The 21,575-nt window shown below is 65.8% G+C and carries 15 protein-coding genes and 2 tRNA genes; 4 read left to right on the forward strand and 13 right to left on the reverse strand.

Features of this window, described 5'->3' with window-relative positions; translation table 11 throughout:
- Positions 1–61: 61 nt before the first annotated feature.
- Positions 62–3,394, reverse strand: coding sequence for an Rne/Rng family ribonuclease (locus ACFQ50_RS13515; RefSeq protein WP_377996057.1), 3,333 nt, complete (start codon positions 3,392–3,394; stop codon positions 62–64).
- Between the two features lie 456 nt (positions 3,395–3,850).
- Here ACFQ50_RS13515 and ACFQ50_RS13520 point away from each other — a divergent pair, with 456 nt between their 5' ends.
- Positions 3,851–4,534 carry a vitamin K epoxide reductase family protein gene (locus ACFQ50_RS13520; protein WP_377996058.1) on the forward strand — a complete coding sequence of 228 codons (684 nt, stop codon included), beginning with the start codon at positions 3,851–3,853 and terminating at the stop codon, positions 4,532–4,534.
- 94 nt (positions 4,535–4,628) lie between these two features.
- Here the strand turns inward: ACFQ50_RS13520 and ndk are convergent, their stop codons facing one another.
- The 4 genes from ndk to ileS are packed head-to-tail and all read right to left on the reverse strand — an operon-like array spanning position 4,629 to position 10,277.
- Positions 4,629–5,048 carry a nucleoside-diphosphate kinase gene (ndk, locus tag ACFQ50_RS13525; protein WP_377996059.1) on the reverse strand — a complete coding sequence of 140 codons (420 nt, stop codon included), beginning with the start codon at positions 5,046–5,048 and terminating at the stop codon, positions 4,629–4,631.
- A 40-nt stretch (positions 5,049–5,088) separates the two neighbouring features.
- Positions 5,089–5,583, reverse strand: a complete 495-nt coding sequence (locus ACFQ50_RS13530) for a DUF4233 domain-containing protein (RefSeq protein ID WP_377996060.1) — start codon at positions 5,581–5,583, stop codon at positions 5,089–5,091.
- Positions 5,583–6,944, reverse strand: a complete 1,362-nt coding sequence (locus ACFQ50_RS13535; protein WP_377996061.1) for a bifunctional folylpolyglutamate synthase/dihydrofolate synthase — start codon at positions 6,942–6,944, stop codon at positions 5,583–5,585. The genes ACFQ50_RS13530 and ACFQ50_RS13535 overlap by 1 nt, the downstream gene beginning before the upstream one ends.
- A gap of 3 nt (positions 6,945–6,947) precedes the next feature.
- Positions 6,948–10,277 carry an isoleucine--tRNA ligase gene (ileS, locus tag ACFQ50_RS13540; RefSeq protein ID WP_377996062.1) on the reverse strand — a complete coding sequence of 1,110 codons (3,330 nt, stop codon included), beginning with the start codon at positions 10,275–10,277 and terminating at the stop codon, positions 6,948–6,950.
- Positions 10,278–10,626: 349 nt separating this feature from the next.
- Here ileS and ACFQ50_RS13545 point away from each other — a divergent pair, with 349 nt between their 5' ends.
- The gene (locus tag ACFQ50_RS13545) at positions 10,627–11,664 is read left to right on the forward strand and encodes an endonuclease/exonuclease/phosphatase family protein (RefSeq protein ID WP_377996063.1); all 1,038 of its coding nucleotides are present in this window, start codon (positions 10,627–10,629) and stop codon (positions 11,662–11,664) included.
- A gap of 18 nt (positions 11,665–11,682) precedes the next feature.
- Here ACFQ50_RS13545 and ACFQ50_RS13550 read toward each other — a convergent pair whose 3' ends face one another.
- Positions 11,683–12,462, reverse strand: a complete 780-nt coding sequence (locus tag ACFQ50_RS13550) for an SDR family oxidoreductase (RefSeq protein ID WP_377996064.1) — start codon at positions 12,460–12,462, stop codon at positions 11,683–11,685.
- 59 nt (positions 12,463–12,521) lie between these two features.
- Positions 12,522–12,896, reverse strand: a complete 375-nt coding sequence (locus tag ACFQ50_RS13555) for a DUF488 domain-containing protein (protein WP_377996065.1) — start codon at positions 12,894–12,896, stop codon at positions 12,522–12,524.
- Positions 12,897–12,978: 82 nt separating this feature from the next.
- Here ACFQ50_RS13555 and valS point away from each other — a divergent pair, with 82 nt between their 5' ends.
- Complete coding sequence (valS, locus tag ACFQ50_RS13560) at positions 12,979–15,600, forward strand: valine--tRNA ligase (RefSeq protein WP_377996066.1); 2,622 nt, start codon at positions 12,979–12,981, stop codon at positions 15,598–15,600.
- A 374-nt stretch (positions 15,601–15,974) separates the two neighbouring features.
- Here valS and ACFQ50_RS13565 read toward each other — a convergent pair whose 3' ends face one another.
- From ACFQ50_RS13565 to ACFQ50_RS13590, 6 genes are all read right to left on the reverse strand, one after another.
- Entirely contained in the window at positions 15,975–16,589 is a 615-nt protein-coding gene (locus tag ACFQ50_RS13565; RefSeq protein WP_377996067.1) for a DsbA family protein, read from the reverse strand.
- Positions 16,590–16,707: 118 nt separating this feature from the next.
- Positions 16,708–17,994, reverse strand: coding sequence for an ATP-dependent Clp protease ATP-binding subunit ClpX (clpX, locus tag ACFQ50_RS13570; RefSeq protein WP_377996068.1), 1,287 nt, complete (start codon positions 17,992–17,994; stop codon positions 16,708–16,710).
- A gap of 202 nt (positions 17,995–18,196) precedes the next feature.
- Positions 18,197–18,856 (reverse strand): ATP-dependent Clp protease proteolytic subunit, encoded by a 660-nt coding sequence (locus tag ACFQ50_RS13575; protein ID WP_236803665.1) that lies wholly within the window; start codon positions 18,854–18,856, stop codon positions 18,197–18,199.
- A gap of 38 nt (positions 18,857–18,894) precedes the next feature.
- Positions 18,895–19,509 (reverse strand): ATP-dependent Clp protease proteolytic subunit, encoded by a 615-nt coding sequence (locus ACFQ50_RS13580; protein WP_377996106.1) that lies wholly within the window; start codon positions 19,507–19,509, stop codon positions 18,895–18,897.
- Between the two features lie 243 nt (positions 19,510–19,752).
- Positions 19,753–21,138, reverse strand: coding sequence for a trigger factor (tig, locus tag ACFQ50_RS13585; RefSeq protein WP_377996069.1), 1,386 nt, complete (start codon positions 21,136–21,138; stop codon positions 19,753–19,755).
- Between the two features lie 79 nt (positions 21,139–21,217).
- Positions 21,218–21,292 (reverse strand) — tRNA-Pro (locus tag ACFQ50_RS13590).
- A gap of 152 nt (positions 21,293–21,444) precedes the next feature.
- Between ACFQ50_RS13590 and ACFQ50_RS13595 the strand changes: the two genes are divergently transcribed.
- A tRNA-Gly gene (locus tag ACFQ50_RS13595) sits at positions 21,445–21,518 on the forward strand.
- Positions 21,519–21,575 lie beyond the last annotated feature (57 nt).

Genomic DNA, 21,575 nt, shown 5'->3' on the forward strand with positions numbered 1-21,575 from the left:
CCTTTAGCCATGGGCTCGGCGTCAGTCAGCTCGGAGCCGGTCAGCCCGGAGCCCGTTTGTCCTACAGTTCCGAGGCCGGTACTCCGACGCCCAAAATGATCGGCTCGCTGGCCGACTGCGAAGCCGCCGGAGCCGCCGGCGCGTTGGCCGCCGCAGGCGCCTTGGCCTCGTGCGAGTGCCCGGCGGCAGCAGCCGGCGAAACTTCGTGGTGTTCCACGGATGTCTCGTTGGCTGCACCCTGGGCACGGCTGGCACTGCGATTGCGGCGCGGCCGTCGGGCGCGGGACGGAGCAGCGGGGCTTTCCACAGGCTGGCCTGCGGCGGGCTGGCTTGCCGACTGCTGCTGCCCTTCCTGGAGGCGGGCCGGCGCGGGAACCTCCCCGGGCGCCTCCTCCTCGGGGGCAACGGGGGCACCGAGGTGGGCGAAGGCTTCCTCCAGGCGGTCCAGCGTCAGGGCCGGCGCTTCCTTGACCGGCTCGTCGCTGTGATCGACAAACGGAAGAACCACTTTTTCGCCACCGAACGTGAGCACTGCGCCAGGCCGTCCGGAGACGCTCTCCGTCTCCGGAGTGCGGTGCACCACGGGGCTTTCCGGTGCAGCGGCCGCGGGCGCGGCAGGCCGGGCAGCCTCACCCGCCGCCGCGGCGCTGTGCGCTGCGTCCTCATGCAAGTGCGCGGCATGGGCCGCTGCCGCGATATTGGCGAGGGCAGCACGGGTCGCTTCAGCCTTGGCGTGGCGTTCTGCTTCCGACGGCTCCGGGTGGTGCGGTGCAGCAGGGGCGGCCGGAGCTGTCTCGGAGGACGGTTGTCCGCCCTTGCCGCGGCGGCGCTTCCGCTCTGTCCGGGCAGGCGGCTGGACCTCGGCACGGTGCACATGGTGCTCTGCGGCCACGGTGTTGGCGCGGCGGTGCTCCACCGGCTCGTCATGGGTGACGACACCCCGCCCGGCACATGCCTCGCACTGCTCGCCGAAGACCTCCAGGAGCCCGGTGCCCATCCGCTTGCGCGTCATCTGCACGAGTCCCAGCGATGTCACTTCGGCCACCTGGTGCTTGGTCCGGTCACGGCCCAGGCACTCCACCAGCCGCCGCAGGACCAGGTCGCGGTTGGACTCCAGCACCATGTCGATGAAGTCGATGACGATGATGCCGCCGATGTCGCGCAGGCGCAGCTGCCGGACAACTTCCTCGGCTGCTTCAAGGTTGTTCTTGGTGACAGTCTCTTCGAGGTTGCCGCCGCTGCCGGTGAACTTGCCGGTGTTGACGTCGACCACCGTCATGGCTTCGGTCCGGTCAATGACGAGGGAGCCGCCGGACGGCAGGAATACCTTGCGGTCCAGTGCCTTGTGGATCTGCTCGTCGATGCGCCAGGCGGAGAAGATGTCCTCGTCCCTGGTCCACTTTTCGAGCCGGCCCACCAGGTCCGGGGCAACGTAGGTGACGTAAGCCTCGATGGTGTCCCACGCTTCGTCGCCGGAGACGATCAGCTTGGAGAAGTCCTCGTTGAAGACGTCGCGCACAACCTTGATGGTCAGGTCCGGTTCGCCGTAGAGCACTTCCGGGGCAAGGACCTTGGTGGACGTCGCCTGGCTCTCAATGCCCTCCCACTGGGCACGGAGGCGATTGATGTCGTGGGTCAGCTCCTCCTCGGAGGCGCCTTCGGCGGCCGTGCGAACAATGACGCCCGCGTCCTCGGGGAGGCGGTCCTTGAGAATGCGCTTGAGGCGGTTGCGTTCGACGTCGGGCAGCTTGCGGGAGATGCCCGTCATGGATCCGCCGGGGACGTACACGAGGTACCGGCCGGGCAGCGAGATCTGGCTGGTCAGCCGCGCACCCTTGTGGCCCACCGGATCCTTCGTGACCTGGACCAGGACGGAGTCGCCGGACTTGAGCGCGTTCTCGATCCGGCGCTGCTTGCCCTCGAGGGTGGCTGCGTCCCAGTTGACTTCACCGGCGTAAAGCACCGCGTTGCGGCCGCGTCCGATGTCGACGAAGGCAGCTTCCATGGACGGCAGGACGTTCTGGACCTTGCCCAGATAGACGTTGCCGATCAGGGAATCCTGCTGCGTCTTGGAGACGAAATGCTCGGCGAGGACGCCGTCTTCCAGGACACCGATCTGGATTCTGTCGTCGCGCTGGCGGACGATCATCTGGCGGTCCACGGATTCCCGCCGGGCCAGGAACTCGGCCTCGGTAATGACGGTGCGGCGGCGGCCGGTGTCCCGCGATTCGCGGCGGCGCTGCTTCTTGGCCTCCAGGCGGGTGGATCCCTTGACGCTGGTCACGCGGTTGCTCGCCGGCGCCTCGCTGATGGCCCGGGGGGCGCGGACGCGGGTGACCGTGTTGGGGGGATCGTCTTCTCCCCCGCCGGTCAGTTCCAGGTCCTGGTCACCGCGGCGGCGGCGACGGCGACGGCGGGACGTCACGCCGTCTTCCGGCTGCCCACCTTCGTCCTCGAGGGCCTCGTCGGAATCGTCTGTTCCCTCATCGCCGTCTGTGATCTCGCGGTCGGTCCGGCTGCGGCCGCGGCGTCCGCGGCTGCGCCTGCGGCGCCGGCCGCCGTCGTCCTCCAGCTCGTCCTCGCCCTCCTCGGCGGCCGCCTCCTCTTTGGCGGGAGCCGCAGGACGGACGGCTGTGCTCAGGTCAGGCGCCTGGAAGATGATCGACGTCACTGATGCCGGTTCCAGGAACAGCGAACCCAGGGGCGACTGCCCGGCGGCCTCGTCTTCAGCCTCTTCCTCGGCAGCGGCTTCCTGTTCAGCGGCTTCCTGTGCAGCGGCTTCCTGTGCAGCCGCCGGTTCGGCGGGGGCTGCTTCGGATGCAGGTGCCGGGGCAGCGGCGGCCTCGGCGGGCGTTTCGGCCTGCCCGCCGGACGGCAGTTCGCTGGCCGTTACGGCAGCGGGCGCCTCTACAGTTTCCGGTGACTCAGCGGGGCTTTCGGCCGGTTCGGTGGCTTTCGGCTTTGTTGCCCGGCGGCGGCGCACAGGCTTGGATTCGGCGGCCGGCGCCTCGGCTGCGGGCGCCTCGGCGGCCGGCTCAGTGGCGGCAGCCTCCGCGTCAGCTTCCGGCACATCGCCTTCCGCCACGGCGGCTTCCGCAAACGCGGGGAGCGGTTCTTCGGCGACCTTCTTCCGGGCGCGGGTCCGGCGGACCGGGGCCTTGGCCGGTGCTTCTGCGGTTTCGGCGGCCGGCTCCGGCACTGCGGCTTCGGGCACGGCGGTTTCAGGCACAGCGGTTTCAGGCACTGCGCCTTCAGACGTCAGTGGCTCCGTGTCCGCTTCCTTAACCTTGGGCGCGGCCTTGCGCCGGGTCCTGGTGGCTTTCTTGGGAGCCTCGGCGGTTTCGCCGGCGGCAGCCGAATCTTCATTAACGGCTATAACCTGGTCATTATCCATATGTGGCAACACTCCTGCCCCTGACGTGCCGCCACATTCGGCACCCATTGGGGCACATATTGTCAAAACCCGCAGGCATTGACAGAAGTCAATTGGATACCAGCAGGCTCGCACCGGCAGTGGGGTGCGGCAGGCCTGACAGGCCGGCGGGATTGTTACTGGAACCCGTTGTTTCTAACAGCCACAACCAGGTGCCGTCCAATGGAAGGTGGGAGGCTGGATCTCTTTCCGAAGCCTGCACCACTGCTCATTGGCGGTCTTGGGAACAAGCCACCGGACTGGAGTTCGAATGTGGTTCGCGCTCCAGCCACGTTTATTCTCTCATATTGCCGTTCAAATAAACTGTAATTGTGTGACAAAGCCGGTCATGCCGCCGTGGGCCCCGGGTACAGGCGGCGTCAAGCTGGCGGCGATACAATCTGGGCAGGAGCACCCCCAGACAAAGGACGCCATCCCATGCCACGCACTTCGCCTTCCACGGGCACGGACTACGAACAGGACCACCAGGCCGGCGCCGGGCCCGCCGCGGCTACGGCCCGTGCCGCCGTACCGGCCACGACACGCGACCGCCCCTTCGGCTGGCTGCTGGTCATCACCGGCGTGGTGGGCTGGCTGGCATCCGGCATCCTGGTGCTGGAAAAGCTTGAGGTCCTCAAGGATCCCAACCACGCCACCGTCTGCGACGTCAACCCCTGGATTTCCTGCGGCCAGGTCATGCAGACGTGGCAGAGTTCAGTCTTCGGCTTCCCGAACATGTTCATCGGGATTGTCGCCTTCGCCATCACGACCACCGTGGGAATGGCCCTTCTTGCCGGTGCCAGGTTCGCCCGCTGGTACTGGCTTGCGCTGCAGGCGGGGATCACCCTCGGCTTCATCTTCGTGGTGTGGCTGTGGTCCCAGGCGCTGTACTCCATCCACATCCTGTGCCCGTTCTGCATGATTGTCTGGGCAGCGATGATCCCGCTCTTCGTCTGGGTCACCGTGCGGAACGTCGTCCACGGCGTGATTCCGGCGCCGGCAGGCCTGGCCCGGATCCTGGGCGACTCCGGCTGGATCATCTCCGCACTGCTGTATGTCGCCGTGATCGCCACGATTTTCTTCGCATTCATCCAGGTGTTCGCCGGCACCTCAGGCTTCTAATCCGAAAGAAAAAAGCGCGAACTGGCAGTCAATGCCCTCAGAATCAGCTTTTGAGGGCGTTAGCTGCCAGTTCGCGCTTAACCTGTCGGAAAGATCAGGCCTGGAACCAGATCTTGATTTCGCGTTCGGCCGAGTCCACCGAGTCAGAACCGTGGACCAGGTTCTGCTGCACCTTCAGGCCCCAGTCGCGGCCGAAGTCGCCGCGGATGGTGCCGGGGGCCGCCGTCGTCGGGTCTGTAGTGCCGGCCAGTGAGCGGAAGCCTTCGATGACCCGGTGGCCTTCGAAAATCGCTGCCACTACGGGACCGCTCAGCATGAACTCCACCAGCGGCTCGTAGAACGGCTTGCCCACGTGCTCCTCGTAGTGCTGCTCGAGCAGTTCCCGGCTGGCGTTGGTCTTCTTGAGTTCGGCCAGGGTGTAGCCCTTGGCTTCGATCCGCCTGAGGATTTCGCCCGTCAGGTTGCGGGTGACGCCGTCCGGCTTGATCAGGACAAGGGTGCGCTCAATGCTCACAGTTGCTCCAATGAGGTTGGTTGTGGGTTTCCCGGTAAGTCTACGGGGTCTGGCCTGAACCTTCAGTGCCAGCGCCTTCAGTGCCAGCGCCTTCATTGCCGGCGGCTTCCGGATGCGCGGCGTCCCATTCAGCCTGCTCGCGTACCCGCTGGGCGGATTCGCGGTCAATCCGGATGCCGGCCCTGATGCCGTACCACCAGGCCAGGGCGAAGAGCGCACCCACGAGGAACATCATGGGCTCCACGAAGCCCGAAAGGATGAGCACCACCTGCAGGACCCAGCCAAGCGCCACGCCCCACGGTTTGGACAGAACGGCACAGGCCAGAATAAGAACCACGCTCAGCCCGATGCCCACGGCGAGGATCAGCGCCGGGGAGATCTCGGCGCGGCGCAGGCCGAACACCGCCAGGGCGGCAAAGAAGACCACGAAGGCCTCCAGCAGCAGGACCGTCGAGGCGAACATGACCTTGGTGGACCGCCGCTTCTTGGGCATGCCCGGACGCCATTCACGCTGGGCCTTGGTGAGCCGCGCCATCAGGCGGCTGCCTTTCCAAGCAGGATGCGGGCGTCCGCCACCAGCGTGATGGAGCCGGTCACCAGCACGCCGCCGGCGAGGTCGTCGTTGGCTTCGGCGCGTTCCACCGCCCACTCCAGCGCGTCATCCAGCTTCTCGGCGATGTGCACATTTTCCTCGCCGAAGCCGAGGTCGACGGCGAGCTCCGCCAGTTCCGCGGCGGGCACCGCCCGCGGGGAGTTGGACTGGGTGAAGCAGAATTCCTCTGCCAAATCGCCCAGTGACTCCTTGAGCTGGCGCAGGATCTCCCCGGCGTCCTTCTCCTTGAGCACGCCCACCACGACCACCAGCTTGCTGAAGCTGAACGCCTCCTGGATTGCCTCGGCCGACGCACGGATGCCGTCCGGGTTGTGGGCCGCGTCCACGATGATGGTCGGGGCCGTCCGCAGGACTTCCAGGCGGCCCGGGGACGAGACGGTGGCGAAGGCCTCCTGCAGGACCTCCAGGGATAGCTCCTTCTCGCCGCCGCCAAGGAATGCCTCCAGCGCTGCCACGGCCACGGCTGCGTTCTCGGCCTGGTGGGCGCCGTGCAGCGGGACCATGAGGTCCGGGTAGCGGCCAGCGAGGCCCTGGACGGTCACCACCTGCCCGCCGACGGCGACCTGCCGGGATTCGACGCCGAATTCCACCCCTTCGAAGCGGAACGGCACCTGCACCTCCTTGGCCTTCTCCAGCAGGACCTGCGCGGCGTCCAGCGGCTGGGCCGCGCTGACGAGGAAGCCGCCGGGCTTGATGATGCCGGCCTTCTCGTAGGCGATCTCCTCGGTGGTGTCACCCAGCAGGTCGGTGTGGTCGAGGGAAATGGGTGTCACCACTGACACCTGGCCGTCGCCCACGTTGGTGGCGTCGGTGATGCCGCCGAGGCCCACCTCCATGATGGCCACATTGACCGGCTGGTCGGCGAACACGGCGAACGCCAGGATGGTCAGGCACTCGAAGTACGTCAGCCGGGGCTGGCCCTCGGCGGTGAGCTCGTCGTCGACGATCTGCAGGTACGGCCGGATCTCGTCCCAGATGCGCACGAACGTCTCGTCGGACACAGGCGCGCCGTCCAGGCTGATCCGCTCCGTCACCTTGGACAGGTGCGGGCTGGTGTAGCGCCCGGTGCTGAGGCCGTGGGCGCGCAGTCCCGCCTCGATCATCCGGGCCGTCGAGGTTTTGCCGTTGGTGCCGGTGATGTGGATGATCGGGTAGGCCTTGTTCGGCTCCCCCAGCACATCCATGGCGCGAAACAGCGGCGCAAGCCGGGGCTCCATCTTGTTTTCCGGCGCCCGGCCCAGCAGCTCGGCGTAGACGCTCTCCACGGAGAATTCGTCGGTCATGGCTTAGTTGGCCTTTACTTTCTCGACAGTGATCTGCAGCTCCGTGCCAGGACCCGAGGAACCGAGATCGAGTTCAACGGTCAGCGTTTCGGTGGTCAGGAGCTGTTCGTATGCCCGGACGGCGTCAAAGACATCCTTCGGAGCCTGAATGATGGTGCGGATCCGGTCGCTGACGTTCAGTCCGGCGTCCTTGCGGGCCTGCTGGACGGCACGGACCATGTCGCGCGCCATGCCCTCGGCCTCGAGCTCGGGAGTGACCTCGGTGTTCAGCACGACGAAGCCGCCGCCCGGCAGGACGGCCGCCGCGCGGGATCCTTCGCCTTCCGCGGCTTCCGCCACGACGGTTTCCAGCGTGTATTCCTGCGGCTCCAGCTCAAGACCGCCCGCGGTGACCACACCGGCGTCGGAAACGGACCAGTCGCCGGACTTGGAGCCCTTGATGGCCAGCTGCACGTTCTTGCCGAGGCGTGGACCGGCGGCACGGGCGTTGACCACGAGCTTCTGTTCGATGCCGAACTCCTCCGGAGAGGCGCTGGCAGCATCCAGCAGACGGACCGAGCGAAGGTTCAGTTCGTCGGCGACGACGGCGGCAAAGCCTTCCAGCGCATCTGCACCGGGTGCCACGACAGTGAGTTCCTGCAGCGGCAGGCGCACGCGGAGGTTGGCGGCCTTCCGCAGCGAGGAGCCGGTGGAGCAGATCTGTTGCACGCGGTCCATCGCCTCGACCAGGGCGGCGTTGGACGGGAACAGGTCCGCGTCGGGCCAGTCGGCGAGGTGGACGGAGCGTCCGCCGGTGAGGCCGCGCCAGATTTCCTCTGAGACGAGCGGCAGCAGCGGGGCGGCCACGCGGCACACGGCTTCCAGGGCGGTGTACAGAGCGTCGAAGGCGTCGGCGTTCTCGTCGAAGAAGCGCTGGCGGCTGCGGCGGACGTACCAGTTGGTGAGCATGTCCAGGTAGCTGCGGAGCTCGTCGCAGGCCCCGGAGATGTCGTAGGTGTCCAGCTGGGCTGTCATGTTCCGGGCAAGGTCGCCGGTGTTGGCCAGCAGGTACTGGTCCAACGTGTCCGTGTAGCCGTCGTACCGCAGCTTCGCGTCGTAGCCGGAGCCGCCGGCAGCGGCGTTCGTGTACAGCGTGAAGAAGCTGTACACGTTCCACAGCGGCAGGATGACCTGCCGGACGCCGTCGCGGATGCCCTGTTCGGTGACCACGAGGTTGCCGCCGCGCAGGATGGGGCTGGACATGAGGAACCAGCGCATGGCGTCGGAACCGTCGCGGTCCAGGACCTCGGAGACGTCCGGGTAGTTGCGAAGGCTCTTGGACATCTTCTGGCCGTCGGAGCCCAGCACGATGCCGTGGCTGATGACATTCCGGAAAGCCGGCCGGTCAAACAGCGCGGTGGACAGGATGTGCAGCATGTAGAACCAGCCGCGGGTCTGTCCGATGTACTCCACGATGAAGTCGGCCGGGTTGTGGGTGTCGAACCAGGCCTCGTTCTCGAATGGGTAGTGCACCTGGCCGTAGGGCATGGAGCCCGAGTCGAACCAGACGTCCAGCACGTCCTCCACGCGGCGCATGACCGACTGGCCCTCTTCGGGGGTGCGGGGGTCGTCCGGGTTGGGTCGGGTCAGCTCGTCGATGAACGGCCGGTGCAGGTCCACCTGGCCGTCCTTGTTCAGCGGCAGCCGGCCGAAGTCGGCCTCGATGTCCGCGAGCGAGCCGTACACGTCCGTGCGCGGGTACTCGGGATCGCTGGACTGCCACACCGGGATGGGGCTGCCCCAGTAGCGGTTGCGGCTGATGGACCAGTCGCGGGCGTTGGCGAGCCACTTGCCGAACTGGCCGTCCTTGACGTTTCCGGGGATCCAGTTGATCTCCTGGTTCAGCTCGGACATCCGGTCGCGGAACTTGGTGACCTCCACGTACCAGGAGGAGACGGCGCGGTAGATCAGGGGGTTGCGGCAGCGCCAGCAGTGCGGGTAGCTGTGCTCGTAGCTGGCCTGGCGGACCAGGCGGCCCTGTGTGCGGAGCACCTGGGTGATGGGCTTGTTGGCTTCGAAGACCTGGAGTCCGACGATGTCGTGCAGGTCGCCGTGGGCGAACAGGTGCAGGAACTTGGCGCCCTCGTCCACGGAGAGGACCACGGGGATGCCGGCCTCTTCACAGACCTTCTGGTCGTCCTCACCGTAGGCCGGGGCCTGGTGGACGATGCCGGTGCCGTCGGTGGTGGTGACGTAGTCCGCCACGAGGAACTGCCAGGCGTTGTGGGTGCCGTATTTTTCCGTGTCGGCGAAGTCGTGCCACAGCGGCTCGTAGGTGAGTCCTTCGAGTTCGGCGCCGGTGTGGGTGGAGGTGACGGCGGCCGCGGCGGCACCGGCGTCGTCGTAGCCGAGGTCCTTCGCGTAGGTGCCCAGCAGGTCTTCGGCGAGCAGGAAGCTGCCGGTGACGGGCGCCTCGGCGGAAGCGGCCTTGACGCCGTTCGGTCCGGCGGGCAGCACGGCGTAGCTGATGGCAGGCCCGACGGCGAGCGCCAGGTTGGTGGGCAGCGTCCAGGGCGTGGTGGTCCAGGCGAGCGCCTGGACGCCGGCCAGCTGCCGCGAGAGTTCCGATTCCCCCGCCTTGACCGGGAACGTCACCGTAACGGTCTGGTCCTGGCGGTTCTTGTAGACGTCGTCGTCCATGCGCAGTTCATGGTTGGACAGCGGCGTCTCGTCCTTCCAGCAGTACGGGAGCACGCGGTAGCCGTTGTACGTCAGGCCCTTCTCGTGCAGTTGCTTGAAGGCCCAGAGCACGGACTCCATGTATTCGACGTTGAGCGTCTTGTAGTCGTTGTCGAAGTCCACCCAGCGAGCCTGGCGGGTGACGTACGCCTGCCATTCGTTGGCGTACTTCATCACGGAGGCGCGGCAGGCGTCGTTGAACTTGTCGATGCCCATGGCCTCGATCTGGGTCTTGTCCGTCATGCCCAGCTGCTTCATGGCTTCCAGCTCCGCGGGAAGGCCGTGGGTGTCCCAGCCGAACCGGCGTTCAACGCGCTTGCCGCGCTGGGTCTGGTAGCGGCCCACCAGGTCCTTGGCGTAGCCGGTCAGCAGGTGGCCGTAGTGCGGCAGGCCGTTGGCGAAGGGCGGGCCGTCGTAGAAGACGAATTCGTTGCTGCCGGGGGCGCCGCCGGGAAGGTCGGCGCTGCGCTGGTCGATGCTTGCCTGGAAGGTGCCGTCCTGGTCCCAGTACTTGAGGATCCGCTCTTCGATCTCCGGAAACCTCACGGAGGCGGACACTCCTGCAGAGGAGCCCGGACCGGACGGGACTGCTGAGGCCTTGGGGTAATACGTCATCTCGACATCCTGGTTTGAGCTGGTGAACAAGTGGAACATTCAGGATGCGAGGACGGCGCGTGTGCAGTCATCCAACAGCGTTGGATAAAACACCACGGCACCGCGGTACCACCTCACTTACCGCCGCCCAGCCCCAAGGGAGTTCGACGACGGCCGCTCATTGCTGCTGTCACGGGCTTACCCGTCCGGTTCTACTGGCCTGGTCCCCTGCGATCGGTTGTCCGCAATGCGGGGCGGGTTTTCTTCCGGAAGCTCACCGGTGATGGCCGGGTCAAAGCTGTTGGCTCCAGTCTAACTGCTGCGGCCGCGGCGGCCATAACCATGCGGGCCCTCGGCCTAGACTCGAGCCATGACTGCTGCGGCCCGGGTGTTGGCACTCTGCATCCTCCTGCCGGTGGCGGGGCTTTCGGTTTTCCGGGCTGTCCCGGCCGAGTGGCCCACCCAGGTGGTCCAGCTGCTGTCCTTCACGCCGTGGCTGGTGATCCCTGCCGCCCTTGCACTCGCCCTGGCGCTGCTGGGCCGGCGGCTCCTGATCACGGCCGCTGCCGTACTGCTCCTGGGAGCCCAGCTTTTCTGGCTGTGGGCGCCGGACGCGGGCAGGTCGGATGCGGGCGGGGCGTTGGCGAGGCCCGCCGAATCCGGCAGCAGCGTTCCGCTGACGGTGATGAGCATCAATTCCCGCTTCGGCAAGGCCGACGCCGCCGAAATTGTCCGGTTGGTCCGGGACAACAGCGTGGAACTGCTCGCCATCCAGGAGCACACCCAGGCACTGGAGGACCGGCTGGCCGCCGAGGGCCTGGGGAGTCTCCTTCCCCACAGGATCAGCAGTCCTGCCGAGAACGGCTCGGGCAGCGCGACGTACTCAAAACACCCCATCCAGGCCATCGGTCTGATTCCCAACACTCCGTTCCAGATGCCGAGCTTCCGGCTGGCCCTGCCCGTTGCCGGTGGCGGCAGTACGGCCGCCACGCTTGAGGTCACGAACGTGCACACCCTCCCGCCGGTGGATGTCCGCGTGGGGCAGTGGCGAAGCGACCTGGAATCCCTGGGCCGGCTGGTGGCGCGCAACGGGGCGAACGCCGTGGGCAACCAGCTGCCACCCAATCAACTCTTACTCGGGGATTTCAACGCCACCTACGACCACTCGGAGTTCCGCAGGCTGCTCGACGGCGGCCCGGGCGGCCGGAAGCTGGTGGACGTCGGCACGGCGTCCGGGGCGCGCTTCACGCCCACGTGGCCGATGGACGGGCAGGCGCTGCCCGGCATCACGATCGACCATGTGATCACCAGTCCGCGCATTCCGGCGTCGGGCTACGCCGTGCACCGCGTCGCCGGAACGGACCACGCGGCCGTGCTGGCCACGCTTGACGTTCCGGTGGACGGCTAGCGGGGCCGGCCAACCGGCTCAGGCCTGCTTGCGGATCAGCTTGTAGGTCGACGCCTGCGCCACCGGGCGGATGACGATCTCGTCAAGGTTCACGTGGTGCGGCGCGCTCACGGCGTAGCGCACGACGTCGGCCACGTCCTCAGCGGTCAGCGGCTTCTCCACGCCCTGGTACACCTTGCTGGCCGCCTCGGCGTCACCCAGCCGGTTGAGGGCGAACTCCTCGGTCTGGACCAGGCCGGGGAGGATTTCAATGACCCGGACGTTGTGCTCGGCCTCTTCCAGCCGCAGCGCCCCGGTCAGGGCGTGCTGGGCGTACTTCGCGGCATTGTAGCCACCCCCTCCTTCGTAGACCGCCAGACCGGCCGTGGATGTCAGGTTCAGGACGGTGCCCTCACCGTTCTCGCGCAGCATCGGCAGGAAGGCGCGGGTCAGCTTCATGGTGCCGAGGACGTTCACCCGGTACATCCAGTCCCAGTCCTCCGTCACGGCCTGGCCCACCCGGTCCGCCCCGCGGGCGCCGCCGGCGATGTTGACCAGCGTGTCGATCCCGCCGGCGGAGGTCACCTCGGCCAGAAGGCGTGCGACGTCCGCGTCCTCGGAAATGTCGGCAGCGAGGGCGACGGCGCCGGTCTCGACTTCCAGCGCGGCCAGCCGTTCCTGGCGGCGGGCGACGGCGTAGACGGTCCAGCCGTCGGCGCGAAGCGCGCGCACGGTGGCCTCGCCAATGCCGGAGCTGGCGCCCGTCACGAGAGCCGCTTTGTTGGTGGACACGTCAGAGCTTGCGGAAACCTCAGTCATGGCACCACCCTAGCGCCAACGGTTGGCGGGCCGGCCCATTGTTTACTTCCGCGAACCGCTTACTCTCCCGGGCCCACAGCTGCCAGGAATTCCAGCAGGACCCTGGCATGGTTCACGTCCGGATCGCGGGCCGCGTACAACAGCGTCACCTTCCCGTGCCGTGCCGCCAGCTCCAGCAGCTGGCCGACGGCCGGGTTGGCGGCCAGTTCGTCCTCATACTGGGCACGGAAATCCTCGAACCGCTCCTGCATGTGGGCGAATTCCTGCCGCAACGGCGGCGACGGCGCGACTTCCTTGAGCCACAGCTCCAGCCGGGCCCGTTCCTTGCTGACCCCGCGCGGCCAGAGCCTGTCCACCAGAACCCGGCAGCCGTCGTCGTCCGCCGGTTCCGCATAGATGCGTTTGATCGCAAAGGAAGCGCCTGCTTTCGCCATAGGCCGCATGCTACTCCCGTCGTCGCGCTGCAGCGCCCGCCGCCGGGCAGGAAACAACTGCCCGGCATGAAACAATTGGGCCATGGCTGAATCAACGCAGGGTACAGACACGCCCGCCACCGCCCCCATCAACGTTCCCGACAAGCCGGCCCTGGAAGGCCTGGAGGCTGCCCTTACGCAGCGCTGGCTCGAGGAAGGAACCTACCGGTTCGACCCCGACACCACCCGGGAGCAGGTCTACTCGATCGACACTCCCCCGCCCACCGCGTCCGGTTCTCTCCACGTGGGCCACATGTTCTCCTTCACGCAGACCGACGTGCAGGCCCGCTACATGCGCATGACCGGCAAGAACGTCTTCTACCCGATGGGCTGGGACGACAACGGCCTGCCCACCGAGCGGCGCGTCCAGAACTACTACGGTGTCCGCTGCGATCCCGCCATCCCATACAACCCGGACTACCAGCCGCCGGCCCAGCCGGCGAAGAACCAGCGGGACTTCGACGTCGTCTCCCGGCAGAACTTCATCGAACTCTGCGAAGAGCTGGCCGTCGAGGACGAAAAGGTCTTCGAGAACCTGTTCCAGACCCTCGGCCTGTCCGTCGACTGGAACCTCACCTACCGCACCATCGACGACACCTCCCGAGCCGTCTCCCAGCGCGCGTTCCTTGCGAACCTGGCCGCCGGCGACGCCTACATGGCCGAGGCCCCCACCCTCTGGGACGTCACGTTCCGCACCGCTGTGGCCCAGGCTGAGCTTGAGGACCGCGAGGTGCCCGGCGCCTACTACCGCTACCCGTTCTTCACCGCCGACGGCGAGAAGATCTTCATCGAGACCACCCGTCCCGAACTGCTCGCTGCGTGCGCCGCCCTGGTGGCAAACCCCGACGACGAACGGTACCAGCCGCTGTTCGGCAAGACGGTGACGTCCCCCCTTTTCGACGTCGAATTGGAGGTCAAGGCCCACCCGCTGGCCAAGGTCGACAAGGGCTCGGGCATCGCGATGGTCTGCACCTTCGGTGACCTGACCGACGTCACCTGGTGGCGCGAACTCCAACTCCCCACCCGCGCGATCGTGGGCCGCGACGGCCGCATCCTCGCCGAGACTCCGGAGTGGATCAGCACGGACGCCGGCCGCGAGGCGTACGCCGCCATCGCCGGCAAGACGGTGTTCTCCGCCAAGGAAGCCGTGGTGGAGCTGCTCACGGCAGCGGACCTGCTCGACGGTGAGCCCAAGAAAATCACCCATCCGGTGAACTTCTTCGAAAAGGGTGACAAGCCCCTTGAGGTGGTCACGTCCCGGCAGTGGTACATCCGCAACGGCGGCCGGGACGAGGACCGCCGCGAACGCCTGATCGGCCGCGGCAAGGACATCGACTTCCACCCGCCCTTCATGCGTTCCCGCTATGAGAACTGGATTGCCGGCCTGAACGGTGACTGGCTGGTCTCCCGCCAGCGCTTCTTCGGCGTGCCGATCCCGGTCTGGTACCCGCTGGACGCCCAGGGCAACCCGGACTACGACAACCCTGTCCTGCCGTCCGACGACCTGCTGCCGGTGGACCCGGCGGCCGACGCGGCACCTGGCTATGACGAATCCCAGCGCGACGTTCCGGGTGGCTTCACCGGGGACGCTGACGTGCTGGACACCTGGGCCACCTCATCCCTGACCCCGCAGATCGTGGGCGGCTGGAGCCGGGACGAAGACCTGTTCGCCAAGGTGTTCCCGTTCGACCTGCGCCCGCAGGGGCACGACATCATCCGCACCTGGCTGTTCTCCTCCGCCGTCCGCGCCGACGCCCTGCAGGACGTCGCGCCATGGAAGCATGCGGCCATTTCCGGCTGGATCCTGGATCCGGACCGCAAGAAGATGTCCAAGTCAAAGGGCAACGTGGTGGTACCGACAGATGTGCTGAACGAATACGGCTCCGACGCCGTCCGTTACTGGGCAGCCTCGGCCAAGCTTGGCGCGGACACGGCCTACGAGATCGCCCAAATGAAGATCGGCCGCCGCCTGGCCATCAAGCTGCTGAACGCCTCGAAGTTCGTGCTGAACCTCGGCGCCACGGAGAACTCGGTGGTCTCCTCGGATCTTTCCGTCCTGACCAACCCCCTGGACCGCGCCCTGCTCGCGCAGCTCTCCGACGTCGTGGCCCAGGCCACCAAGGCGTTCGACAACTACGACTACGCCCGGGCGCTGCAGATCAGCGAGTCCTTCTTCTGGCAGTTCACCGACGACTACGTCGAGCTGATCAAGGACCGCGCCTACGGTGCCGCCGGCGAGACCGAGCAGGCCTCCGTGCTGGCTGCCCTTGCCACCACGCTGGATTCACTGCTGCGCCTCTTCGCCCCGTTCCTGCCCTTCGCCACCGAAGAGGTCTGGAGCTGGTGGCGGGCCGGTTCCGTGCACCGCGCCGCCTGGCCGGCGCCGCTGGAGATCACCGACGGCGACACCGGCATGCTGGGCACCGTCGGTATTGCGCTCAGCGGCATCCGGAAGGCCAAGTCCGAGGCCAAGGTCAAGCAGCGCACCGAGGTCCTGTCGGCGACGATCACGGCACCGGAGGCGCTCGTGGGCCAGCTTCAGGCAGGGCTCGGGGACCTCAAGGCAGCGGCCAACGCGCAGGAGATCTCGCTCAACACGGGCGAGGGCGAGCTCACGGTCAGCGACGTGGAGCTGGCCCCGGCCGAGGAGCCGGCGCAGGCCTAGGAGTCAGCCCGGATGTTTCCGGCCGCCCGGATATTTCGGGCGGCCCGGATGTTTTCGGCCGTCCGGATGTTTTCGGGCAAAGGGGAAGCCCCATCAGCGTTTTGCCGTTGGTGGGGCTTCGACTTTTCGGCTGTCTGGTGACATCTTTGACAGTCTGGCAAGATCCTTGGAAATTTCAGGTCTTCCTACCTTGTCACCGGTAGCCTGCTTCTAACTTTGCCGAAGGCTGCGTTGGAAGCATGTCACTGAATCTTTGGTTCTTGCGTCTCACTTCTTTCGAAGTGGGTAAGGTCTATCTTTGTCCTCCGGTTCCGGATGCGCAAGGGCCCCGGCAGAACTACTCTCATGTAGTTCAGCCGGGGCCCTGAGGCAGGTCAGTCGAAGGCAGGGCTTTCGGTGCGGCTGCGCTTGATCTCAAAGAAGTGCGGGTAGGCCGCGAGCGTCACCGAGGCGTCCCAGATCTTTCCGGCTTCCTCTCCCCGCGGGATACGGGTGAGGACGGGTCCGAAGAACGCGGTGCCGTTGAAGGCGACCACGGGGGTTCCGACGTCCTGCCCCACCAGGGAGATGCCCTTCTCGTGGCTGGCACGCAGCTGCGGATCGTATTCGTCGGAGTCCGCAAAGGCCGCGAGCTCGGCGGGAAGGCCGCAGTCGGCCAGCGCCTTGGCAATGACGATCGACGTGTCCTTCTGGCCGCCGTCATGGATCTGCGATCCCATGGAATCGTAGAGCGGCTTGACCACGTGGTCGCCGTGCTGTTCCTGGGCGGCGATGATGACCCGCACCGGCCCCCAGGCATTGTCCATGGCTTCGCGATACTTCGGATCGAGGTCCCGGCCTTCGTTCAGCACCGAGAGGCTCATGACGTGCCACTCCGTCTGGATGTCACGGACACCTTCCACCTCGCCAATCCAGCGGGACGTGATCCAGGCGAACGGACAGCGGGGGTCGAACCAGAAGTCGGCCTTGTTGACGGCGGTTTCAGACACAGCAAATCTCCTCAGGGAAGTCTTCGGGGTGTGGCGCGCGGCAAAGCAACTGTTAGGGCGCGCTTAAGCCACAGCGCCGGAAAGCGTGGGTTTATTCCGATTAGCGGATTTACTCCGGCTAGGCCGACTTGTTCCGCCGTTTGGCCACGACGTCGTGCGTGATCATGGTGGGCTGCGCCTTCTTGGCCACGACGTCGGCGGTGATGACCACGCTGGCGATATCGTCCCTGCTGGGCAGGTCGAACATGACCGGGAGGAGGACTTCTTCCATGATGGCGCGCAGCCCGCGGGCTCCGGTTCCCCGTTCCAGGGCCTGGTCGGCGATCAGGTCGAGGGCGGCGTCGTCGAACACCAACTCCACGCCGTCCAGCTGGAACATCTTCTGGTACTGCTTCACCAAGGCATTCTTGGGCGTGGACAGGATCTGGATCAGCGCGGGACGGTCGAGGTTGGACACCGTGGTGATCACCGGCAGGCGGCCAATGAACTCCGGAATGAGCCCGAACTTCAGCAGGTCTTCCGGCATCACCTCGCCGTAGGAGTCTGTGTTCTTGACCTCGTTCAGCGGCGCACCGAAGCCGATGCCCTTGCGGCCGGAGCGGGAACCGATGATGTCCTCCAGGCCGGCGAAGGCGCCCGCAACGATGAAGAGGACATTAGTGGTGTCGATCTGGATGAATTCTTGGTGCGGGTGCTTGCGGCCGCCCTGCGGCGGAACCGAGGCAACCGTTCCTTCGAGGATCTTCAGGAGGGCCTGCTGCACGCCCTCGCCCGAAACATCGCGAGTGATGGACGGGTTCTCGCTCTTGCGCGAGATCTTGTCGATCTCGTCGATGTAGATGATGCCTTGTTCGGCCTTCTTGACGTCATAGTCGGCGGCCTGAATGAGCTTGAGGAGGATGTTCTCCACGTCCTCGCCCACATACCCGGCTTCGGTCAGGGCGGTGGCGTCGGCGACGGCGAACGGAACGTTCAGCCGTCGCGCCAGGGTCTGCGCAAGGTAGGTCTTGCCGCAGCCGGTGGGGCCAATCAGGAGAATGTTGGACTTCGCGATCTCAACGTCGTCGTGGTGGACGCCGTCGGCCAGTGCGCCGCTCTTGGGCGCGTGCCCGGCCTGGATCCGCTTGTAGTGGTTGTAGACCGCGACGGCAAGGGAGCGCTTGGCCGGTTCCTGGCCAATGACGTACTCCTGCAGGAAGTCAAAGATCTCGCGGGGCTTGGGCAGTTCAAAACTGCCCAGATCGGCGACTTCCGCGAGTTCTTCCTCGATGATCTCGTTACAGAGCTCGATGCACTCGTCGCAGATGTAGACGCCGGGCCCGGCAATGAGCTTGCGCACCTGCTTCTGGCTCTTGCCGCAGAAAGAGCACTTGAGCAGATCCGCGCTCTCGCCAATCCGAGCCATATGTGAACCCCTTAGTATCTTGCCGCAAGGGCAGCTTTGCACCGGTTGCTGGAATCACGGCCTTACCTCGCGGATCCGGCAATGATTACATCCACTCTAGGTCACATTCGGCCCGAGGGGTGGAAACCGGGCGCCGGTGCGGTTCAAAAATCTAAACCGCACCGGCGTCCGTTACTGCTGTTTACCCGGCATGTGTCCGTATTTAGCGGGCGAGTGCCTGGGGCTTGATCTTGCGGGAATCGAGGACCTGGTCGATCAGGCCGTAATCCTGCGCCTCGGCGGCGGTGAGGATCTTGTCCCGCTCGATGTCGTTGTTGACCTGTTCCGGCGTCCGGCCGGAATGCTTGGCCAGGGTTTCCTCCAGCCAGGTCCGCATGCGCATGACTTCGGCGGCCTGGATCTCCAGGTCGGATGCCTGTCCACCCTGGCCGCCTGACAGCGCCGGCTGGTGGATCAGGACGCGGGCGTTGGGCAGTGCGAGCCTCTTGCCCGGCGTTCCCGCGGCCAGCAGCACGGCCGCGGCACTTGCCGCCTGGCCCAGGCACACGGTCTGGATCTCAGGGCGGATGTACTGCATGGTGTCGTAGATCGCGGTCATGGCGGTGAAGGAGCCGCCTGGCGAGTTGATGTAGAGGGTGATGTCGCGGTCCGGGTCCGTGGACTCCAGCACCAGCAGCTGCGCCATGATGTCATCGGCGGACGCGTCGTCCACCTGGACACCGAGGAAGATGATGCGGTCCTCGAAGAGCTTGGTGTAGGGGTCCTGGCGCTTGAAGCCGTACGGCGTGCGCTCCTCGAACTGCGGCAGAACGTAGCGGCTTGTCGGCAGGTTGCCGGCAGACGATCCGAAATTGTAGTTCATGTTCATTGCTCCTGGATTCAGTTCTGTCTTGCTGCCGGTTAGCTCTGGCCGTTGGATGAAGAGTTCTGGGTTCCGCCGCCGCCCGCGACGGATCCTGCGTGGGCCGAGATCTTGTCGAAGAAACCGTATTCGAGCGCTTCGGTAGCGGTGAACCACTTGTCGCGGTCGTTGTCCTTGAGGATGGTTTCCACGGTCTGTCCGGTCTGGTCCGCCGTGAGCTCTGCCATGACCTTCTTCATGTGGAGGATCAGCTCGGCCTGGATCTTGATGTCCGACGCCGTTCCGCCGATGCCGCCGGAGGGCTGGTGCATCAGGATGCGGGCGTTCGGGGTGGCGTACCGCTTGCCCTTGGTGCCGGAGGACAGCAGGAACTGTCCCATGGAGGCAGCCAGGCCGGTGGCGACCGTAACGACGTCGTTGGGGATGAACTGCATGGTGTCGTAGATGGCCATGCCGGCCGTCACCGAGCCGCCCGGCGAGTTGATGTAGAGGTAGATGTCCTTGTTGGGATCCTCGGCGGAAAGCAGCAGCAGCTGTGAGCAGATGGCGTTCGCGTTCTCGTCGCGGACTTCGGAGCCAAGCCAGATGATGCGCTCTTTCAGCAGGCGGTTGTAGATGTAGTTGTCCTGGGCTGCAGGATCGACGGTTGCCATGCGGGGGGCCGCTGCTTGCTGTGACATTTGTACTTACCTCTCGCTGGTGACGGTGACGTTACTGTTCGACATCACTGAACTTCACTACTTGGACACTAACCGCTTTCGGAGCGGATTTGTTCGTCGGAATCGCGCTGTTCGCTGACGGCGCACGATTGCCCGCGGGAGCTGTACACCGGCCGTTAACGCGCCAGCCCCCGGATCCGAGGACCCGGGGGCTGGCGTCACTGATGCGTGCAGCTGCTAGAACTTCACGGCCGCGGGATCGTCGTTTGCGACGGTCTCGCCGGCTGCTTCTTCAGCTTCGGTTTCTGCTTCGACGGCCGCAGCCTCTTCGCCGCCGGGGCGGACGAAGTCGCTCAGGTCGACCTTGTTGCCCTCGGAGTCGGTGACCTCGGCCTGGCCCAGGACGACGGCCAGCGCCTTACGGCGGCGGACCTCGGAGACCATCATGGGAACCTGGCCGCTCTGGTCGATGATCTGGGCGAACTGGTTCGGGTCCATGCCGTACTGGCTGGCGGTGGTGACGATGTAGTCGATCAGCTCGTTCTGGCTGACGCCCACTTCTTCCTTCTCGGCGATGGCGTCGAGGATGATCTCGTTCTGGAAGGCGCGCTCGGTGTTGGCCTTGACCTCGGCGCGGTGCTCGTCGGTGTCATGTTCGCCCTCACCGTGGGAGTTCTCAGCCTTGAAGTGCTGCTCGAGCTGCTCTTCGACGACGGATTCCGGAACCGGAACCTCAACCAGCTCAACGAGCTTGTCCAGGACCTTGTCGCGGGCTTCGACGCCCTGCTCGACGACCTTGGAGTCGGCGGCCTGCTTGGCGAGGTCTTCGCGCAGTTCCGCCAAGGTGTCGAACTCGGAGGCCAGCTGTGCAAAGTCGTCGTTCGCCTCGGGCAGCTCGCGCTCCTTGACGGACTTGACGACAACCTTGACCTGGGCCGACTCGCCGGCGTGCTCACCGCCCACGAGGGTGGTGTCAAAGATGGCGTCCTCGTCAGCGCTGAGGCCGGTGACGGCCTCGTCCATGCCCTCAAGCATGGTGCCGGCGCCAACCTGGTAGGACAGGCCCGCAGCGGAGTCCACCTCGGCGCCGTCAACGCTTGCCGTGATGTCGATGCTGAGGAAGTCGCCGTCGGCGGCCGGGCGCTCAACGGTCTTGAGCGTGCCGAAGCGGCCGCGCAGCTCGTCCAGGGCCTTGTCGACGTCGGCGTCGGAGGACTCGGCCGCGGCAACCTCGACCTTGATGCCCGAGTAGTCGGGCAGTTCGATCTCGGGGCGGACGTCAACCTCGGCCTGGAACTTCAGCTCACCGTCGGTGGCGGACGGGTCCGGAACCTCGGTGATCTCAACCTCGGGACGGCTCAGGGGGCGAATGCCGGATTCCTGGACAGCAGCCTGGTACCAGCCATTGAGGCCCTCGTTGATGGCAGTCTCCAGGACGTAGCCGCGGCCGACGCGCTGGTCGATCAGCTTGGCGGGAACCTTGCCCTTACGGAAGCCAGGAACCTGGATCTGCGAAGCAACAGTCTTGTATGCCTCTTCGATGCTGGGCTTCAATTCCTCAAAGGGGACCTCAACATTGAGCTTGACCCGCGTGGGGGTGAGGTTCTCGACAGCGCTCTTCACGGTCTAAGTACTCCTGGTTTTGTTGGATGGTTTCTGCAAACGCGTTGTTGTGACCAGGCCTGGGGCCCTGGCCGCAGAGTCGGGGTGACAGGATTTGAACCTGCGACTTCCTGCTCCCAAAGCAGGCGCTCTAGCCAAGCTGAGCTACACCCCGTAATGCACAGGACAGTCTACGTTCATCCCTGCCGCGAATGCACATTTGACACTTGGGGCATGAATTAGGTTTAGTTATATCCGGCTTGAACAGCCGCCGAAGAAAAGCCTAAAGGCCAGTGCCCCAAAAGCCTGCGCCGGAACGCTTTCCTCGGGGACGTAGCTTAATGGTAAAGCCTCAGTCTTCCAAACTGATTACGCGGGTTCGATTCCCGTCGTCCCCTCCATTACAGAAGAGGTCCCTCCGCGAGGGGCCTCTTCTGCGTTAACCATCGTGTCAAAGT

This window comes from Arthrobacter sp. NPDC056493 (assembly GCF_042795115.1).
GTDB lineage: Bacteria > Actinomycetota > Actinomycetes > Actinomycetales > Micrococcaceae > Arthrobacter.